Raw genomic sequence first — 17,437 nt, forward strand, 5'->3', positions numbered from 1 at the left:
TCACCAGTTTCCCGAGGCGGCCTCTTTCAAGATCAGCTTCTCCAGCGTCAGGTCCGACACGGCCTTGCGCAGGCGCTCGTTCTCCTTCTCGAGGTCCTTCAAACGCTTCACCTGGTCGGACTTCAGCCCACCGAACTCCTTGCGCCACCGGTAGTAGGTGAACGGCGTCACGCTGATCGTACGGATCGCTTCCGCAACCGGGCGGCCTTGCGACAGCAACACGTCGACCTGCCTCAGCCTGGCGACGATCTCTTCCGGCTTGTGCTTCTTCTGTCCCATTCTCGTGTCCTCCAGCGGCTCAAAAGCCTACTTCACGGAGGGCCACTTTTCAGGGGGCAGGCCACGAGATCGTAGGTCAAATTGAGATAGAGCGGCAAAAGGCTACTTCGAACTCATCCGAGATCCTGCGCTTGGAGCAGGAACTGGCTGACGCTCGCGCTCGCCACATGCGTCTCTTACAGCTTGTCGAATTGGGTCTGGCGGATCCGACCGATCCGGATTTTGCGAGTCGGCTTCGTGCGGCGCAGCGCGACCGAGATATCGCTGGTATTGGTATTGAACGCGTGCGTCGACGCATCGGCTCGGGTGGCACGATAACACCAGACAAGATTGTCGCCTTCGCAGCTTTTATGAGAGATCGCATCCGCAACGGAGATGTCCCATACCGCAAGGCCTATATACGCTCAATTGTTGATACGATCTCGGTTGATGACACTCAGCTGACGATCGTCGGACGGCGTGACGTTCTCGAAGCCCGTGTATCAAAAGCAACCAAACAGGAGGCAACAGTGCCCACTGGTATTCAGGAATGGCGCACCCGACAGGATTCGAACCTGTGACCTCTGCCTTCGGAGGGCAGCGCTCTATCCAGCTGAGCTACGGGTGCGGACCGCTCGGGAGCGGTGGGCGAGAAGCTGACGTTCCGTCCGGGTTCGTCAGTACAGGATCGGCGCGCGCGAGGCAAGGCGAGGGTGGGCTCGCGGGAGGGCGGAACTGCGAGCGAAGACGCTTTGTGCCCTCCGGCGAACCCTTTGTTCAGCGGCGGGAGAAGGTCAGGCGCAGCTGTCGGTGCCGGAGCCGTCGGCCGGCTCGATCTGGACGCGCGTGTGACCTGAATCGATGAAGCCGAGCCGCTGCGCGGCGCCCTTCGACAGGTCGATCAGTCGGCCCTTGATGAACGGGCCCCGGTCGTTGATGCGCACCACGACGGAGCGCTGGTTGCGCAGGTTGGTCACCTTGACCTTGCTGCCGAGCGGCAGGGTCTTGTGGGCGGCCGTCATCGCCATCGGATTCATGCGCTCGCCGGAGGCGGTGCGCGAGGTGAGGGCGTACCATGAGGCGCCGCCACAGGTGGTCTTGCCGCCAGCCGCCTCAGCTGGAACCGAGGTCAGCAGAGCGGCGCCCACTAGGGCAACCGCCGTCAGGGATTTTGCGATCAATCGTCCGGTCCTTCTACCGTTTCATACGGACGCGGACCGAGATCTATGATTTCTTTGATGGAAATCCCCTCGTGGCCCCCGCCGTTCGACGGGCGAGAGGTGCGGGTGGGAAGCGGCCAAAACGTGGCGGTTCCATCACGAAACGTTACATTGCGATTCAATCTCGCGATTTTTCGTTATCCGGCAGTGATGCTCAAGAGGTCAGAAGGCTCATCAGCCCCTCCCGAAACGTCGGGAAGCGCAGGGCATAGCCGGCATTCTTCAGTTTGCTGTTCGCGACTCGTTTGTTCTCCCCATAAAAGGATCGGGCCATCGGCGTGAGATCGGCCGCGGCGAAATCGATGGCCGCGGGAAGGGGGTACCCGCCGATCTCGGCCGCATGGGCGACCACGTCCTGCGGCGGTGCCGGTTCGTCGTCGGTCACGTTGAAGATGCCGGCGGCGCACGTGCCGGCGAGATGGCCGAGAGCCCCCGCGATATCTTCGACATGGATGCGGTTGAACACCTGGCCAGGCTTGACGAGACGTCGCGCCGTGCCGGCGCGAAGCTTGTCGAACGGACTGCGCCCCGGGCCGTAGATGCCCGATAACCTCACGGTCGCCAGCGGCAAGCCGAGATCGTCCGCCAGCGCCGCCCAGGCCCGTTCGGCTTCGAGCCGCTCGTGAGAGCGCCTGGATCGGGGCTCGGGCGCGGTCGTCTCGTCCACCCAGGCGCCCCCATGGTCGCCGTAGACGCCGACCGTCGAGAGGTAGCCGATCCAGCGCAGCGCGGGCGCATGAGCGCGAAGATCCTCGCCGTGGTGCCGCAGGACGGGATCGCCGTCGTCGCCGGGCGCGATCGAGACGACAAGATGGGTGGTCCGGCGGAGGGCCTCGGCGATGCCGTCCCCCGGCGCGTGCCCGTCGAAAAGAAACGGCGGCCAGCCCAAAGCACGAAGCTGCCCCGCCTTCTCCCCGGAACGCGTGGTGGCGCCGACGATCTCCTCCGTCTCGCGCGTCCGCAGAAAGGCGCTTGCCGAATAGCCGCAGCCGAAGACGAAGAACCGGGCAGCCTCGGGTGCCTGGGAGACGCTTACCATGAGCCGCGATCCGATCGAGGAGCGTGGGGGATGGCCGGGGTGCGGTTCCGCCCGTGTCGAACCAGAGCCCCTCCCACCCGAGATCTGTCGGTTGTCGCCGTGCCGATCGCGGAACAATCCTCTGAAAACACCCGGACTGCCGGTGCGCCCGGCATGTTGTCCGCCGTTGACGGTCCCGGCTCAGCAGCTCTCATTTGTCCGCCCACCCTCGATCGCATCCCATTCCATCCTCACCTCGTCGTTCATCTCGTGCGCCAGCGCCTCGCCCCGCGCCGCCAGGGCTTCTTCAGGCGCGAGGCGCCCGAGCGCCCAGACCGCCATTGCGCGCACGACGGGCGCTGCGTCGCCGAGCCTCCTGCGCACGTCGGGCAGAAGGTCCGGCCGCCCGGCGTTGCCGGCGGCGATCAGGCAGTTGGAGACGAACTTGTCGCGGCCGATCCGCTTGACCGGAGAGCCTGAAAACAGCGTGCGGAAGGCGGCATCATCGAGCCGGAGGAGCGCTTCGAGCCGCGGCGCGCGCAGGTCTTCGCGCGCCTGCAGCTTGGCCTCGCGCGCGGTTCTGGCGAACTTGTTCCAGGGACAGACGGCAAGGCAGTCGTCGCAACCGTAGATCCGGTTGCCCATGAGCGGGCGAAGCGCGCGCGGCACGGGCGCGCGCGTCTCGATCGTGAGATAGGAGATGCAGCGCCGCGCGTCGATCCGATAGGGCTGCGGAAAGGCGCCTGTCGGGCAGGCATCCTGGCAGGAGCGACAGGAGCCGCAACTGTCCACGCCCGGCGCGTCGGGCTCGAAGGCGATCGTCGTCGCGATCGAGCCGAGGAACAGCCAGGAGCCGAACTCGCGGCTGACGAGATTGGTGTGCTTGCCCTGCCAGCCGAGCCCGGCGGCCTGTCCGAGCGGCTTTTCCATGAGCGGCGCGGTGTCGACGAAGACCTTGGCGTCGTGCGGACGGCCGTCGGGCCGCGCCCCGGCCCGCGCCACCATGCGGCCTGCGAGTTCCTTGAGCTTACCCTTCACGACGTCGTGGTAGTCGCGGTGCCGCGCGTAGACCGAAATCGCCCCCCGGTCCGTCCGCGCATTGACGGCGAGCGGATCCTCGTCCGGTCCGTAGTTGAGGCCGAGGACGACGACCGAACGGGCCTCGTCCCAGAGCGCCGTCACCGCGCGCCGACGCTCGGCCGTCTCGGGCAGCCACGCCATGGTGCCGTGATGACCGGCGGCGAGAAAGGCATCGAGGCGTTCGCCGGCCAGCGCATCTTCGGCCGGTGTCGCGACACCGACGGCGTCGAAGCCGAGGCGGCGCGCATCGGCGTCGAGAAAGCGGCGCAGGGCGGGGAGGGGCAGGGCATCGGCCATGGCCGATCCTTACCAGAGGCGGCGGCTCCATGCGACGGCCGGCTCGGGCCGACGTCAGGAACACCTGCTCCCTCGGAGCCCGTCCGAAACGTCCGGCGGGTCGGCCCGGCGGCGCTTTCCATCTCGCTTTTCGTTGCCGATCCTCGCAGATGCCGGCGGCATCGACCGCTGTCGGCGCCCCGATGGGCAACGAAAATCCCTCGCCGATCCTCCGCCGCGGACGTTCAGGCGGGCTCTTAGAAGTCGAGTTCGGCGTAATGGGCAGCCGGCGGCACGCCACGCACGCGCTCCACCAGGAAAGGGCGGAACGAAGGGCGGGACTTGATGCGCATGTACCAGTCCTTGGCGGCCGGCTCCTCCTCCCAGGCGACCTCGCCGAGATAGTCGAGGATCGAGACCGCGGCGGCGGCCGAAAAGTCGGCATAGGAGAGGCGCGATCCCGACAGCCAGTTCCGGCTTTCGGCGAGCCAGCCGATGTAGCGCATGTGGTTCTTGAGGTTCGCCCGCGCGGCGCGGATCGCCGAGGCGTCCGGCGCGCCGCCGCCTTCGTTCGAGCGCATCTCGCGCTTGAAGACGCGCTCGCGCACGAGATAGCGCGTCACCTCGGCGTCCATCTTGCCGAGGAACCACTCCACGAGGCGCCGGATCTCGGCGCGCTCGATCGGCTTTTCGGCGAGAAGGCGCTTCTCGCGCTGGAAGGCGCCGCGCGTCTCGTCGAGATACTCGGCGACCACGGTGCCGCCGATGATCGGCACGCTGCGGTCCTCGGTCAGGACGGGCAGCGTCGCCGCCGGATTGAGCGCCAGGAATTCGGGACGCCGTTCCCAGGGTCGCTCCTCCACCAGTTCGGCCCGCTCGCCGTATTCCCCGAGGACCAGCCGCACGAAACGGGAGGCGGCGGACATGGGATGGTGGTGCAGGATGAGCATGGAGGCGTGAAACTTGTACTCTCGATGACGCGGCCGGGGGCGGTCGCGAAAAGGGTTGCCGTGACCTTAAGACCAGATGGTTGGCGGATCGTGAACGCCCGCAGACGCTCCAATTCCCACGCGCCACATAAGCCGATCCTCGTCAACAGCAAGCTTTTTCGCGCCGAGGCGGGCGATAGGGTGGGCCGGGGAAAGCTCCATCCTTCATACTGCAGTGCGGCGAAGGCCTTGACCCCCAGCGGGTCGTCGCGGCATTCCCCGGACGCCAAGCCAACTTGCGGGACCCGCGATGGATACCCTCCAGCTCTTCGACGCTTTCGTCCTCGGTCTGATCGAAGGGCTGACCGAGTTCATCCCGGTGTCCTCGACGGGCCACCTGATCCTCGCCGGCCAGCTTCTCGGCTTCCATTCCACCGGCAACACGTTCGAGGTGCTGATCCAGCTCGGCGCGGTGCTGGCGGTGCTGTCGGTCTATTTCGGCAAGCTCTGGCATCTTCTCGTAACCCTGCCGTCCGACCCGAAAAGCCGGCGCTTCGTCACCGGCATCCTGCTGGCCTTCCTGCCGGCTGCCGTGATCGGTGCGATCGCCCACGACTTCATCAAGGGTGTCCTGTTCGAGACGCCGATGGTGATCTGCGTCGCGCTCCTCATCGGCGGCTTCATTCTCCTGGCGATCGATCGCATGCCGCTCAATCCGCGCTATCGCGACATCGAGGAGTATCCGCTGTCGCTCTGCTTCAAGATCGGCCTGATCCAGTGCCTCGCGATGATCCCCGGCACCTCGCGCTCGGGCGCGACGATCGCCGGCGCGCTGCTTTTGGGCACCGACAAGCGCTCGGCGGCCGAATTCTCGTTCTTCCTCGCCATGCCGACCATGGCCGGCGCCTTCGCCTACGACCTCTACAAGAACTGGTCGCTCCTGTCGGTGGACGACGCGGCGACCATCGGCATCGGCTTCGTCATGGCCTTCCTCTCGGCCCTTGTGGTGGTGCGCTCGCTCCTCGGCTTCGTCTCCAAATACGGCTTTGCCCCGTTCGCCTGGTGGCGGATCGCCGTGGGCGCGATCGGCATCGGCGTTATTCTCGCCTATCGTTGACTGCAGCCGCCGGCTGGTCATGAAAAAGGGCGGCCCCGAGGGCGCCCTTTTTCGTTGCTTGCCGGCGCCGCGTGTGCAGCGCGCACCATCAGGCCTTGGCGATCCCGTCGTCGCCGGGCAGGCTGTCGTCCTCGGCTGGACGGTCGTCGTGCGGCTGCGGCTTGGTGAACTGGCCCTGCGGGCGGAAGCGCACGAGATAGGTCGGCAGCACCGCGGCGAGCGTGCGCGGAGCGATGTCGAACGCCTCGAACGTGCGTCCCTCCGCCTTCGCGGCGTCCGACACGACGTTGTCGATCTGAAGCTGGACGACCTGGTCCGGCGTCAGCGGTGCACCTGGCAGCGCCTTCATCCAGCTGGCCATTGAGGCGGCCAGCCCGAACGGGATCGACACGAAGCGGCGGCGCCGCTCGATCACCCGGAGCATCTCCTCCATCATCGCGCGGAAGCTCATCGCCTCCGGGCCGCCGAGCTCGTAGACGCGCCCGCCCGAGACCTCGCCGTCGACGGCTTTCGCCACCGCGAGCGCGACGTCGTTGACGAAGACGGGCTGGAATTGCGTGTGCCCGCCACCGAGAAGCGGCAGGACGGGCGACAGCCGCGCCATGTTGGCGAAGCGGTTGAAGAACTGGTCCTCCGCACCGAACACGATCGAGGGGCGCAGGATCACGGCATCCGGCACGGCCGACAGGACGCGGGCCTCGCCCTCCGCCTTGGTGCGTGCGTAGCTCGACGGCGAGTTGGCGTCGGCACCGATCGCCGACATCTGGACGAGGCCGATCCCGGCTTTCGCGGCCGCGGTCGCGACATGGCCGGCGCCCTCCGCCTGGAGGGCCGCGAAGGTCTGCTGCCCGCCCTCGTTCAGGATGCCGACGAGGTTGACCGCATGGTCCGAGCCCTCCAGCGCCCGCTCCACCGACCAGGGGTGGCGCAGGTTCGCCTGGATCGCCTGGATCTGACCGAGCCGCCCGGCGATCTGCAGATGATAGGCGAGGTCGGGCCGACGGCAGGCGACGCGGATGCGATGGCCGCGCTGGGCCAGCGCGTGAACGACGTAGCGGCCGAGGAAGCCCGACCCTCCGAACACCGTGATCTGCTTCCTGGTATCGACCTTCATCTGGCTCAATCCCTGTCCGGACGTCGCGCATTCCCGGCGCGTGGTCCGCATGATGTGTCGCGCGTGGCTTTAGCGGCAATCGCGGAAGGCGAAAAGCCCGATCAGGAGCCGCTTTGCCGCAACGCTCGGCCTCGCACGCATTTTCTTCCCGAATCGATTGACAGCACGGCGCGACGAAACTAATCAACCGCCAGTGCCCAGGTGGCGGAATTGGTAGACGCGCACGGTTCAGGTCCGTGTGCCGCGAGGCGTGAAGGTTCGAGTCCTTTCCTGGGCACCAATTCCCCGAATTCGTTCGGGAAGCCCTATACTCAGCAACACTGACGATAAGCAATCGAACGGCTGTCCGGACGGCCGCAAGATCTCGTAATCGGGTGGCTTAGAGTCGCTGCGGGCGCCATTGGCTCGGTGATTCGTTCCGGCCGAGTTCGACAGCCATCCTTCCGCCATACCCGGTGCGGTTCGCTGCGTCGACCTGATGAGTTGGTTCGATTTTTCCCAGAATCGAGTTTCGCCTCTCGGTTGCCCTTCAAGGGGGCAAGGAGGGGGTGCTGCGATCCTATGGGGCGCGCCCTGCCGTTGCGCCGATCTCGCGGCTGGTTTTTGACGTCGTTCTATGCGCTCATCGCCCTCGAGACACGGCCGGTGCCAATGCAACGATCGAGCCCGAGGGAATAAGTATCGCGGATGAGGACCTATGCCATCGCCGCCGACATGCCGGGCGAGACGGAGGAGGCCGCCAGTCGCCGGACCTTTCTGGCCGATCGGATCCGCACGTTCTTCCCCACCTGCTGCCAGCCGTTCGGCGCGCTGTGGATCGTGAAATCCGACCGGGAGCTCGGCGAGATCCGGGACAACCTAGCGCCCTATCTGACTGAGGGCGACAAGCTCGTCGTTCTCCTCACGGACGACGCCTGCGCCTGGCGGGGTCTCGCACCCGATGCCGCCCTATGGCTGCAGGAGCAACTGTGAGGAAGCGACCGGCGTGCCTTGCTCGCGCCTGATCTGATCGCGTCGGCCGGCCGGAAGTGAGTCCCCGGTCCTGAAGGTACTGGCGTTCGGCGCTCGGATTGTCGTCCGGCTGCGCAACCCCCTGGAGCGAACCGCCCTGCCGTCACGCTCGACAACGCTGCGGCGCCCGAGAGGCTGGCGGGCCCGCGCCTTACGGCGCGGCGAGACCCGCTTTCCGGTCGCTCAAGCGATCTTAGACCGGATCGGATGGTAGGGCTCGGCGGTGATCTCGCCTTGCGGCACGGCGCGGGGAAGGAGCGGTTCCATCGCGTCGTGACCGCCGGGCAATGTCGGCTCGAAGCGAAGGCGCCCGCTGCATGGTGGGCGTCCGAAGGAGGATGGCGACCGTTCGACCCATTCGGAAAGCGCTCGAAGGGGAGGTCCGAGAAAGTTGGGGTTTGACGGTCGGGTCTGTTGGCCGACGGCCGGCAACACGTGGTGAGTGAGATCAGTGTCGCCTGGCCCGCTCAACCCCTTCGAACCCGGATGCGCGCCGGTGGTTCGGCACTCCTTCGCCGGTCCCGGCACGCCCGATGCCCTCGGGAGAGCGCAGGCCCCCGGCATCGGTCCTCGTCAGCCGCCCCTCGTTTGAACAACCCGAATTCATCGTCCTTTGCCCCCACGGGTCACGATCCGCCTCCCGCCCTCGAGAGCCGGACCGTTTCGCTGCGCGCGATCCGCTTAAGCTGCCGGACGTCCTAGATCGCCAGAGCGTTCTCGGCTGCAGCCGCGAGGATGATCGCCTCGCCTCCCGCCGCGTTGGGATGCTGCTGGGAACCGGGATTGCCCGTGTCCGACGCAAATCCGGCCCTCCACAGATGCGGATCGCCGGGAAGTTGGGCGGGCAGTGCGAACTCCACGAACCCTGCCAAGAGGGAACCGAAACCGCCGGTTCTCAGATCGGCGTTGAAGGCAAGGCGCCGCCCGTCCTGCATTGCGGCAGGCACCGTCTGGTTGCCTTCGGTGATCGGAGCCGTCGCCACCGTCGAGGGTGTGATCGTCGACTGGTAGATCCGCACCGAAGGGATCGCCGCCTTGAAGGCGCCGAACAGTGTGGTGAGGTGACCCTTCAGGGTGGCTGCTGAGGACGACGAGGACATGTCGTTCACCCCGAGATCGCAGAAGATGTCGGTGACACCGAGCGCCTGCATCAGGGCGATGCGCCGGGTGTAGGTCGCGCGGTTGGCCTGCGCCGAGGCGCCGGAGCGCCCGAGATGCAGCACGCTGCCGGTGCCGGTCTGCACGACGAGGCCGGCCAGGATGCCAAGGGCAAGGCCTGGAGCCGCCCCATGTGAATAGCCGCCGACGCCTTGAGAGATGCTGTCGCCGGCAAGGGCAAAGAGGCGATGGGAGGAAGGCATGTCGCCGACGAGGCCGATCGCGGCAGCCGGCATCTGCTGCGTCGCGTTCCCGATCGTCCCCGACGCCGCCTTGTCGACCAGGTCGACGCCCTCCTCCATGTGACCGATATGGGCGCTACGGAACGCGTCGGTATAGGACCAGCGGCCGCCGCTCGGCACCCGGCCGTGCGTGCGGATCCAGTAGAAGCCGGCCGGAACCGTGAAGCCCGCGGCCTTTTCGGATCGCGCCAGGATCGTGCCCGGCACCACGGTCACCGGCGCGCCCATGTCGCGGATCGTGCCGTCCGGCAGCTCGATCGCGCTGTGGTAGGTGGCCTCGTTCGGATGGTCGAACTCGGCGCCCGAATTGTAGTGGAAGCCGGTATAGGCGACCTCCGGATTGGGGATCGGGACCGGCGTATAGAAGCGTTTGCGGACGTTGAAGGCGGTCTTGGTCCCGTCCGACGGGCGGATCTGGTTGCCCTGGTCGCCGCCAAAGCCGGCAAGGCGCCGGACGGTCTCGCCGCTGGCGGCATATCCGGGGCCGATGACGGTCGCGGGCGATGTGATCTCCGTTCGTGCCGCGAGTGCTTGACCTGGCGAGGGTGCCGTGCCGAGCTGATGGGACCAGCGCCCCAGCGCGGAGGTCGTCGCGGTTCCGACGGGCATGCCGTCGAGAAGGACGATCACGGTCGCGCCCCGAGGCGCACGCCCGCTTGCCGTGCGTGTCGCGGGGTCGAAGACCGGTCGCGACAGGCTGGGGCCTCCACGCGCGCCCAGAAGCAGCCCGATGCCGAGACCCGCCATCACGCCATCCCCACGATATGGCCGGCCGTGGTACCTGTCGCGAGGACACGGCCGACGCGGATCGGAAGCCCCGCGCCGTCCGCGAGATTGCGGAACACGACGGTTTCGCCGGTCGTACGATCCTGCACCGCGAGATCGCCGCCCGTGCCGACGAAGAGGCCGGTGGTCACGAAGGCCAGGTCGAGGCTGTCGCTCGGCACCACCGCGAAGAGTCGGTTCGCCGGGCCGTCTGCGGTCGGGGCATTGCTGGAATAGGGGTCTTGGGCTGCCATCGGGCTCTCCTTGGAACGCCCCAAGGCTAGAGCCGAGGCCGGAGGCCGCGGAGAGACGGGGGAGATGGGCCGAGGACCCTGCTCAACTGGCAGCGCTCTGGGCGGGAGGGCGCGTCAACACGCCGATCTTCCCCTTGGCTCGGCGAGGTCGAACCTCGCTGTTCGGCTGCGGACTGATGCGCCCTCCGGCGCTCAAGGGGGCTTCCTAGCGAAGGCTGCGCTGCCGCGTCCTGCGCATCTCTCCCATCGCGTCGCGCGTCGCGGCGAGGAATGTTCCCGGCTTTAACTCGCCGCGTGCCGTCAGTGCGGAGCCGACGGCGAGCTTGCGAAGGAGCGCGCTGCGCAGCGCCGGGATGCGGCCGGCATGGCGGGCGATCACGAGAAGTCCGGACGGATAGTACTTCGCGCGGATTGCCGTGTTGCGGTCGCGGTGGCCGATCGAGGGGAGCGGCATGAAGCGCGTGCGGCGGCACAAGGCGAGCGCCCTCAACGCGTAGTCGGTGTCTTCCGAGCCGTTCAGGCGCGCGCCGACGCCAAGCTCCGGATCGAAGCCGCCAATCTCGCGAACGATGGGGCTGCGAAACACCATCGTGTTCGAGGAGGCGCGTCGCAGGACGTCCTGGACCGAGGCGTCCCGCTCGATCGAACCGTCCACGGGAACCGGAGCGGACGCGTAGTCGCAGAACCAGAAGTCGAGATCGGGCTGCCGGGCGAAGGCATCGTGGATGTAGCCGAGCGCGCCCTCGGGATACCAGCAGTCGTCGTCGGGAAAGGCGACGATCTCGTCGCCGTGCATCCACCCGAGACGACGGCCTTCGTCGAGCAGCCTGTTGCGCGCCGCCGACAGGGAAACGAGGCCAGGCGTGGTGAGGAGGGTGACGAAGCGGGCATCCTCCTGCGACAGGAGATCGGCCGGAGCCTCTCCGCAGCACTGCAGGAGGATCATCAGCCGAAGGTCGATGTCGGGCCGCGCCCGGGCCGTGGCGGATACCGACGCGATCATCCGCGACAGGGCGTCGGAGCGGCCGGACGACAGGTTCGCCGTGCTGAAGAGATTGACGATCATGAACGGGAAGCTCCGGTCGCAGATGGCTCGGGGGCGAGGGGGAGGGCGGCGGTTGGGGGTTGCACGCGGCAACGCCTCTGCGAGATCGCTGCCATCCGTCAGCGATCTCGATCGGTCGCGCAGGGCAGGACGCCGTCGTCCACCAGGCGTTTCATGACGTTGGGCACGATCACCGCGGTGGCGCTGCCCGGCGTCGGATGGGCACCGTCGACGATTGCAAGATACAGCGCGTCGGCGCCCATCGCCTCCCAGCCCGGCCGGTGGTCGATGTAGCGGGCGCCGATCTCCTCGGCCAAACGGCGGTGTGCGTCCTCGTAGCGGTCGCGGAACGGGCGGGCCCACGAACGGCGGCCGCTCACCGGATTCATTGTCATGAGGTAGACGAGGATGTCGGGATTCCGCCGGCGGAATGCGGCGACGATGGCGCGCATGTTGCCAACACTCTCGTCGACGCCGATCCACTTGTTGAGCGCAGCGTCGTTGACGGCAAATTCCAGGAATACGATGTCGGGCCGGGTGGCCGCGACCGCGTCCACCGCCGCGACGCCCCAGTCGGACGCCGCGCCCGCTAGCCCGTCGTTCGTGATCTCGACCGGTTGCCGCAGGCAGGTCCCGATCGCTTCCGCGAGGGGAGCCTGCCAGCCGCCGTTGGCCGTCAGGCTCGTGCCGAAGGTGGAGATCCTCAACGTTGCGTCCCGCGCCGCGGCCGGAAAGGCTCCGACCAACGCGCAGCCGACGAGCAGCAGGGAGCCGAAGGTCCGGACCATCGCATCCTTCACATCCCGCCTCCGGTCCTCGGCCGGCCGTCCGGTCCGTGGGATGATCGGTCGGCCAGTTCCTTCCGAGACGTCAGGCCGAGCGCGCGAGGGGTTCGGCGGCCGGCGCCTGCACGCTGCCGCGGCCGATCGAGTGATATTCGAAGCCGGCCTCCGCCATGGTCTCCAGCGAGAAGACGTTGCGGAAGTCGACGAGGATCGGGTTGCGCAGGGCGGCGCGGTAGCCCTCCAGCGGGAAGCGAACGAACTCCTCCCATTCGGTCGCGAGAACGCAGAGGTCGGCCCCTTCGATCGCGTCCTGCATCGTCGGGCAGTACTCGATCGCATCGCCCAGCATCTCGCGGGCGTGGTCCATGCCCTTCGGGTCGAAGGCGCGTACGATGGCACCGCGCTGCGTCAGCTGCTCGGCGACCAGCACCGCGACGCTGTCGCGCACGTCGTCGGTGTTGGGCTTGAAGGTCAGGCCGAGGAGGGCGATCGTGCGCCCGTCCACCGAGCCGCCGGCAGCCTGGATGACCTTGGCCACCATGCGGTGCGGGCGCGAGCGGTTGACGGTGATGACGGCCTCGACGATCGTCGCGGGGCTGAGCGCCTTCTCGCCGATATGGACCATGGCGAGCGTGTCCTTCGGGAAGCACGAGCCGCCGTAGCCGGGGCCGGGCTTCAGGAACTCGCGGCCGATGCGTTTGTCCGAACCCATGCCGCGCGAGATCGCACCGATGTCGCCGCCGACCTTCTCGCAGATGTCGGCCATCTCGTTGATGAAGGAGACCTTGGTCGCCAGGAAGGTGTTGGCGGCGTACTTGATGAGCTCCGACGAGATGATGTCGGTGGAGATCAGCTCGAAGCCCTGTTCGGTAAAGGGGCGATAGAGCGCCTCGAGACGTTCGCGGGCCCGCGCGCTGTCGGTGCCGATGACGATGCGGTCCGGCTTCATGAAGTCGGAAACCGCGTTGCCCTCGCGCAGGAACTCGGGGTTCGACGCGACGTCGAAGTCGAGGTTCGGATTCTCGCGCTCGATGATCCGGCGCACCTCGTTGCCGGTGCCGGCCGGCACGGTCGACTTGGTCACCACCACGGCATAGTGGTCGAGGTTGCGGGCGATATCGCGGCTTGCGGCGTAGACGTACTGCAGGTCGGCATTGCCGTCGAGCTTGCGGGTCGGCGTACCCACCGCGATGATGACGATCTGCGCTTCGCGCAGCGCCTCGGCGATGTCGGTTGTGAAGATGAGGCGTCCGGCTTCTGCGTTGCGGACCACGACCTCGTCGAGACCCGGCTCGTAGATCGGGATGATGCCCTTCTTCAGCTTCTCGATCTTGGCTTCCACCTGGTCGACGCAGGCGACGCGCCAGCCCGACTCGGCCAGGCAGGCTCCCGAGACGAGGCCGACATAGCCGGTTCCGATCACGGCAACCTGGGGCGCCGAGCTTCCGGCAAGCGACATATCCAGCATCGGACCGATCCATCACGTTCGAGTTGCAGATCGCGCCGGAGGGCATCGCCGGTCGATATGCATCTACAGGATAACGGACCCATGTTTCACGTCGTCCTTCGCATTGCAAGAAAAGGAACGTGACAGGGTTTCCGGCGGGATCTGCAAACCCCCTCCGCCCGCTGCGTTATGCGATGAACGTGACACTACCATGGAGAAGCCGCAAGGCTTCGAAGGTCCGCGCCGGGACGGGCGTCGGTCAGACCGCCGTCTCTTCGCCCGCCTCCGGTCGTGCCGCGCGGTCCTGCCGCAGCGAGACGACCATGCCGGCCAGCGTGCGCAGGGGATCGCCCGCCGCGCTGGCAGACGGGGCCGCCTCGACCGTTTCGCAGACCGGGATCGTATGCTGGTCGACGAGGGTCTGGGCGTGCTCGCGGATGGCGTCGAGATCTCGCTGCAATGCGGCACGGCGGAACGGTCCGCCCCGCAGGAGGCCGCTGATCCGCCCGAGCGACTGAAGGCGTGCGCTCGCCGCTTCCAGGCGCTCCATCTGCGTCCAGAATTCGGCTTCGGCGGTTGGATCGACCCATGTCCGATTCTGAAGCATGCCCCAAGTCCTAGCAAATGCGATCCTTATAATGAGATGCAATTTGCGGGATCAAGCTTGTTCGGGCCTGTGAGTCTGTCGGTCATCAGGGCCGGACCGCCGTCCGCCGCGAGCCGCGAATTGGTTGATCCTTTTCATGTTGCACTGCATATGAACGGGACGGGTGCTGACGGAGGTCGCGGTGAAGCAGGCGATGGTTGTGGGCGGGGCCGGGTTCATCGGGACCCACCTCTTGGCGCATCTCAAGGCGGAAGGGCGCTACGACCGGCTTGTCAGCGTCGACATCGCTCCGCCGCAGCGGCCGGTCGCCGGCGTCGCCTACGAGATCCACGACATCCGCGCCCCGTTCCCAGAGCGGCTCGACGGCGCGTTCGGCGCGATCTTCAATCTCGCGGCCGTCCATCGCACGCCCGGGCACGAGCCACACGAGTACTACGAGACCAATCTCGGCGGGGCGCTCAACGTCTGCGAGTTCGCGGCGCGCAACGGCATCGAGGCGATTCTCTTCACGAGTTCGATCGCGGTCTACGGTCCGGGCGAAGACCTGAAGACCGAACGTTCGGTGCCCGAGCCCGTCTCCGACTACGGCCGCTCCAAGCTTCTCGCCGAAGGCATCCATCGCCAGTGGCTGGCGGGCGAGGCGGCGCGTCGCCTCGTGATCGCGCGGCCCGCCGTGATCTTCGGGCAGGGGGAGGGTGGCAACTTCACGCGCCTCGCCAAGGCGCTGCGCAAGGGCACCTTCGTCTATCCCGGCCGCAAGGACACGATCAAATGCTGCGGCTATGTCGGCGAGATCGTGCGCTCGATGGACCATGCGATGGACTTCGGCGAGCGCGAGTTCCTCTACAACTTCTGCTATCCGCAGGCCTATACGATCGAGGAGATCTGTCAGGCGTTCGAGCGCGTCGCGGGCTACAGGTCGCCGCGCGGCGTCGTTCCGCAGCCCGTGATGAATGCGGCGGCGATCCCGTTCGAGGTGCTGAACCGGGTCGGGGTGCGCAACGGCATCGATCGCGAGCGCATCCTGAAGCTCGTCCGCTCGACGCGCGTCGAGCCGGCGGCGCTTCTTGCCAGCGGCTTCCGTTTCTCCACCGATCTCGAGGGATCGCTGCGCGACTGGAAGAGCCGCAGCACCGGCGACGTCATGGTCTGAAAGGGGAACGCTCGCGCGCGTTCCCTTCTTTTCGGCGCGGAAAAAAAAGGGGCCGCCGGCGAGATGCCGGCGGCCCCTTTCGTTGTCTGGCTGACCGCTACTCGCCTTAGGCGAGCAGGATGTGCTCGGCCTTGAGATCGACGTTCGCGCCGATGAACGCGATCTCCTGCGAGCCGCCGGCGCCCGTGCCGTTCTCGTCGTAGGACAGGATGCCGGTCGCCCGGTTGTAGATCAGTTGGGCGTCGGTGCCGACGGCCGTGTTGAACTGCAGGTCGGCCGGATCCAGGGCGCCGTTGACCGCCGTGAGGCCGGTGAAGGCGCCCTGCGAGCGGTCGAGCACGATGACGTCGTCGGCGCCGAAGTCGAAGATGCCGTCGCGGTTGCCCGCACCCGCTTCCGCGAAGACGAACTTGTCGACGCCGCCATTGCCGTAGAGCCGATCGTTGCCCGCGCCGCCAGCGATGACGTTGTCGGCGGCGTTGCCGGTGATCAGGTTGTTCAGGCTGTTGCCCGTGCCGTTGATGGCGGCATCGCCGACGAGGCGCAGGCTCTCGATATTGGCGTTGTCGGCGCCGGCATCGCCGAGCTTCACTGAAACCGTCGTGAAGATCTGGTCGTGACCGCCGTTCGCGGCTTCGCCAGTGACCTTCTCGCCGACCGTGTCGAAGACGTAGGAGTCGTCGCCGGCCGAGCCCTTGAAGATGTCGAGACCGCCGCGGCCGTCGAGGAAGTCGTTGCCGGCGCCGCCGACCAGGACGTCCTGGTAGCCGCTCGCCTTGATGATGTAGCGCTCGACGCTTTCGCCGGTCAGCGAGCCGGTCGGGATGAAGCCGAAGGCATAGGACTTCACCGTCACGGCCGTCGCGTCGCCGGTCCCCTCGGACGACATGACGATCCGCTTGTCGGAGGTGAGTTCCAGCGTGTCGATGCCGGCGCCGCCGTCGAACTTCGAGCCGAACAGGAGACCGGTGTTCTCGTTGACGATCATGCGATCGTCGCCGTTGCCGCCGAAGAAGTCGCTCGAGGTGATCACGCCGCCGCTGTCGGGCGTCTGGAAGACGTCGTTGCCGTCGAGACCGTGGACCGCGGCGTTCTTGTAGAACAGCGACGTCAGCGTGTCGTCGCTGTTCGTGAGAGACACCTTACCGAAAGATAAAAGTTTACTGAAATCCATGTCGACCCCCTGCTGTTGGTTAGCGACCTATTAATGACGCTAGGGTAGGAGTCAATCGAATGAATAATGATAAGTTAATGATAACAGTTTATGTCATATAGATTAAATCTGGCGCTATCAGGCGGTCGATGGCGTTGGGGCAGTCGATGTCGGTTGGGGCCGATGTTGCGATCGGCGGACGGGCGTGCGGAGGTGATCCCGCGGATACGGGGCGCGAGTCGTCACGGAGCGGCTGGACGCTGCAGAGTCAGGGCAGGGGCGTTCGAGGCCCGGTGCGGGCCCGCCGTGGCCGGGTCAGCGGATATCGAGCTGGCGCTTTTCGCAGATGTCGATGTCTCTGTAGACCTTGAACGGCTTGGCCCTGGTGCGCGTCGCCGATCGCGCGCGCGCCGGCTGCGGATCGTTGAAGTTCACCGTGAAGGTGAAGATGCACTTGTTGTAGTCGTCGAAGATCGTCACCGTCCGCGAAGAGCCGCCGGTCAGCGGAATGCGGGTCAGGTTGCGGTTGTTGGCGACGAGCTCGCTTGCGAATGCGGTAACGGTGTAGATCGTCTCCGACGTCTCGTTCTTCAGTTCCACGCGCAGCGTCGCAGCGTCCGCGGGCGCGGCAGCAAGGAAGGTCAGGAGACAGGCCATCGATCGGCGCATCGGTCATCGTCCTCGTCGCGGTTGCATCGTCGAACTTGCGGTTTGCCCGCCGCTTGGCAAGCCGGATCCCCGCCGGTCATTAAGACCAATTCGAATGCTTTCTAGACAATGACGGACCTTTGCCGTCTATAGCGGG

General features: G+C 66.7%; 17 protein-coding genes, 2 tRNA genes and 1 pseudogene. 5 read left to right on the top strand and 15 right to left on the bottom strand.

Annotated elements, in window-relative coordinates; translation table 11 throughout:
* Positions 1-9 precede the first annotated feature (9 nt).
* A pseudogene (locus BM175_RS08370) lies at positions 10-279 on the bottom strand (transposase); the annotation flags it as partial.
* Positions 280-410: 131 nt separating this feature from the next.
* Here BM175_RS08370 and BM175_RS22355 point away from each other — a divergent pair.
* On the top strand, positions 411-839 hold the full coding sequence (locus BM175_RS22355; RefSeq protein ID WP_139224590.1) for a hypothetical protein: 429 nt from the start codon (positions 411-413) through the stop codon (positions 837-839).
* Here BM175_RS22355 and BM175_RS08375 read toward each other — a convergent pair.
* From BM175_RS08375 to BM175_RS08395, 5 genes are all read right to left on the bottom strand, one after another.
* Positions 810-886, bottom strand: a tRNA-Arg gene (locus BM175_RS08375). The genes BM175_RS22355 and BM175_RS08375 overlap by 30 nt on opposite strands.
* 166 nt (positions 887-1,052) lie before the next feature.
* Positions 1,053-1,439: a septal ring lytic transglycosylase RlpA family protein gene (locus BM175_RS08380; RefSeq protein ID WP_416357705.1), complete on the bottom strand. Its 387-nt coding sequence runs from the start codon at positions 1,437-1,439 to the stop codon at positions 1,053-1,055.
* Positions 1,440-1,632: 193 nt separating this feature from the next.
* The gene (locus BM175_RS08385; protein WP_090961927.1) at positions 1,633-2,517 is read right to left on the bottom strand and encodes an SDR family oxidoreductase; all 885 of its coding nucleotides are present in this window, start codon (positions 2,515-2,517) and stop codon (positions 1,633-1,635) included.
* A 180-nt stretch (positions 2,518-2,697) separates the two neighbouring features.
* Complete coding sequence (gene queG, locus BM175_RS08390; RefSeq protein WP_090961930.1) at positions 2,698-3,873, bottom strand: tRNA epoxyqueuosine(34) reductase QueG; 1,176 nt, start codon at positions 3,871-3,873, stop codon at positions 2,698-2,700.
* Between the two features lie 236 nt (positions 3,874-4,109).
* Positions 4,110-4,802 (bottom strand): glutathione S-transferase family protein, encoded by a 693-nt coding sequence (locus BM175_RS08395; RefSeq protein ID WP_090961933.1) that lies wholly within the window; start codon positions 4,800-4,802, stop codon positions 4,110-4,112.
* A 289-nt stretch (positions 4,803-5,091) separates the two neighbouring features.
* On the opposite strand from BM175_RS08395, the gene BM175_RS08400 reads away from it, so the two are divergent.
* Positions 5,092-5,898, top strand: a complete 807-nt coding sequence (locus tag BM175_RS08400) for an undecaprenyl-diphosphate phosphatase (RefSeq protein ID WP_090961936.1) — start codon at positions 5,092-5,094, stop codon at positions 5,896-5,898.
* An 88-nt stretch (positions 5,899-5,986) separates the two neighbouring features.
* On the opposite strand, the gene BM175_RS08405 is transcribed toward BM175_RS08400, so the two are convergent.
* The gene (locus tag BM175_RS08405; protein WP_090961939.1) at positions 5,987-7,012 is read right to left on the bottom strand and encodes a complex I NDUFA9 subunit family protein; all 1,026 of its coding nucleotides are present in this window, start codon (positions 7,010-7,012) and stop codon (positions 5,987-5,989) included.
* Positions 7,013-7,207: 195 nt separating this feature from the next.
* Here BM175_RS08405 and BM175_RS08410 point away from each other — a divergent pair.
* A tRNA-Leu gene (locus BM175_RS08410) sits at positions 7,208-7,292 on the top strand.
* A gap of 407 nt (positions 7,293-7,699) precedes the next feature.
* Positions 7,700-7,984 (top strand): hypothetical protein, encoded by a 285-nt coding sequence (locus BM175_RS08415; protein WP_090961942.1) that lies wholly within the window; start codon positions 7,700-7,702, stop codon positions 7,982-7,984.
* Between the two features lie 737 nt (positions 7,985-8,721).
* Here the strand turns inward: BM175_RS08415 and BM175_RS08420 are convergent.
* The 6 genes from BM175_RS08420 to BM175_RS08445 all read right to left on the bottom strand — a co-directional run bounded on the left by BM175_RS08420 (position 8,722) and on the right by BM175_RS08445 (position 14,326).
* A complete protein-coding gene (locus tag BM175_RS08420) occupies positions 8,722-10,170 on the bottom strand; it encodes an SGNH/GDSL hydrolase family protein (RefSeq protein ID WP_090961944.1) in 1,449 nt (482 codons plus the stop codon).
* Positions 10,170-10,442, bottom strand: coding sequence for a spike base protein, RCAP_Rcc01079 family (locus BM175_RS08425; protein WP_090961947.1), 273 nt, complete (start codon positions 10,440-10,442; stop codon positions 10,170-10,172). Before BM175_RS08425 ends, BM175_RS08420 begins: the two co-directional genes overlap by 1 nt.
* 205 nt (positions 10,443-10,647) lie before the next feature.
* Entirely contained in the window at positions 10,648-11,508 is an 861-nt protein-coding gene (locus BM175_RS08430) for a glycosyltransferase family 2 protein (protein ID WP_090961950.1), read from the bottom strand.
* Positions 11,509-11,606: 98 nt separating this feature from the next.
* Complete coding sequence (locus BM175_RS08435) at positions 11,607-12,275, bottom strand: SGNH/GDSL hydrolase family protein (protein ID WP_139224591.1); 669 nt, start codon at positions 12,273-12,275, stop codon at positions 11,607-11,609.
* 82 nt (positions 12,276-12,357) lie between these two features.
* Complete coding sequence (locus BM175_RS08440) at positions 12,358-13,740, bottom strand: UDP-glucose dehydrogenase family protein (RefSeq protein WP_244545930.1); 1,383 nt, start codon at positions 13,738-13,740, stop codon at positions 12,358-12,360.
* 238 nt (positions 13,741-13,978) lie between these two features.
* Positions 13,979-14,326: a hypothetical protein gene (locus BM175_RS08445; RefSeq protein WP_090961954.1), complete on the bottom strand. Its 348-nt coding sequence runs from the start codon at positions 14,324-14,326 to the stop codon at positions 13,979-13,981.
* Positions 14,327-14,489: 163 nt separating this feature from the next.
* On the opposite strand from BM175_RS08445, the gene BM175_RS08450 reads away from it, so the two are divergent.
* On the top strand, positions 14,490-15,479 hold the full coding sequence (locus BM175_RS08450) for an NAD-dependent epimerase/dehydratase family protein (protein WP_244545931.1): 990 nt from the start codon (positions 14,490-14,492) through the stop codon (positions 15,477-15,479).
* 106 nt (positions 15,480-15,585) lie between these two features.
* On the opposite strand, the gene BM175_RS08455 is transcribed toward BM175_RS08450, so the two are convergent.
* Positions 15,586-16,620, bottom strand: coding sequence for a calcium-binding protein (locus tag BM175_RS08455; protein WP_090961956.1), 1,035 nt, complete (start codon positions 16,618-16,620; stop codon positions 15,586-15,588).
* A gap of 327 nt (positions 16,621-16,947) precedes the next feature.
* Entirely contained in the window at positions 16,948-17,301 is a 354-nt protein-coding gene (locus tag BM175_RS08460) for a hypothetical protein (protein WP_090961958.1), read from the bottom strand.
* Positions 17,302-17,437: the final 136 nt, after the last annotated feature.

Source organism: Aureimonas phyllosphaerae, assembly GCF_900113065.1.
Taxonomy (GTDB): domain Bacteria; phylum Pseudomonadota; class Alphaproteobacteria; order Rhizobiales; family Rhizobiaceae; genus Aureimonas; species Aureimonas phyllosphaerae.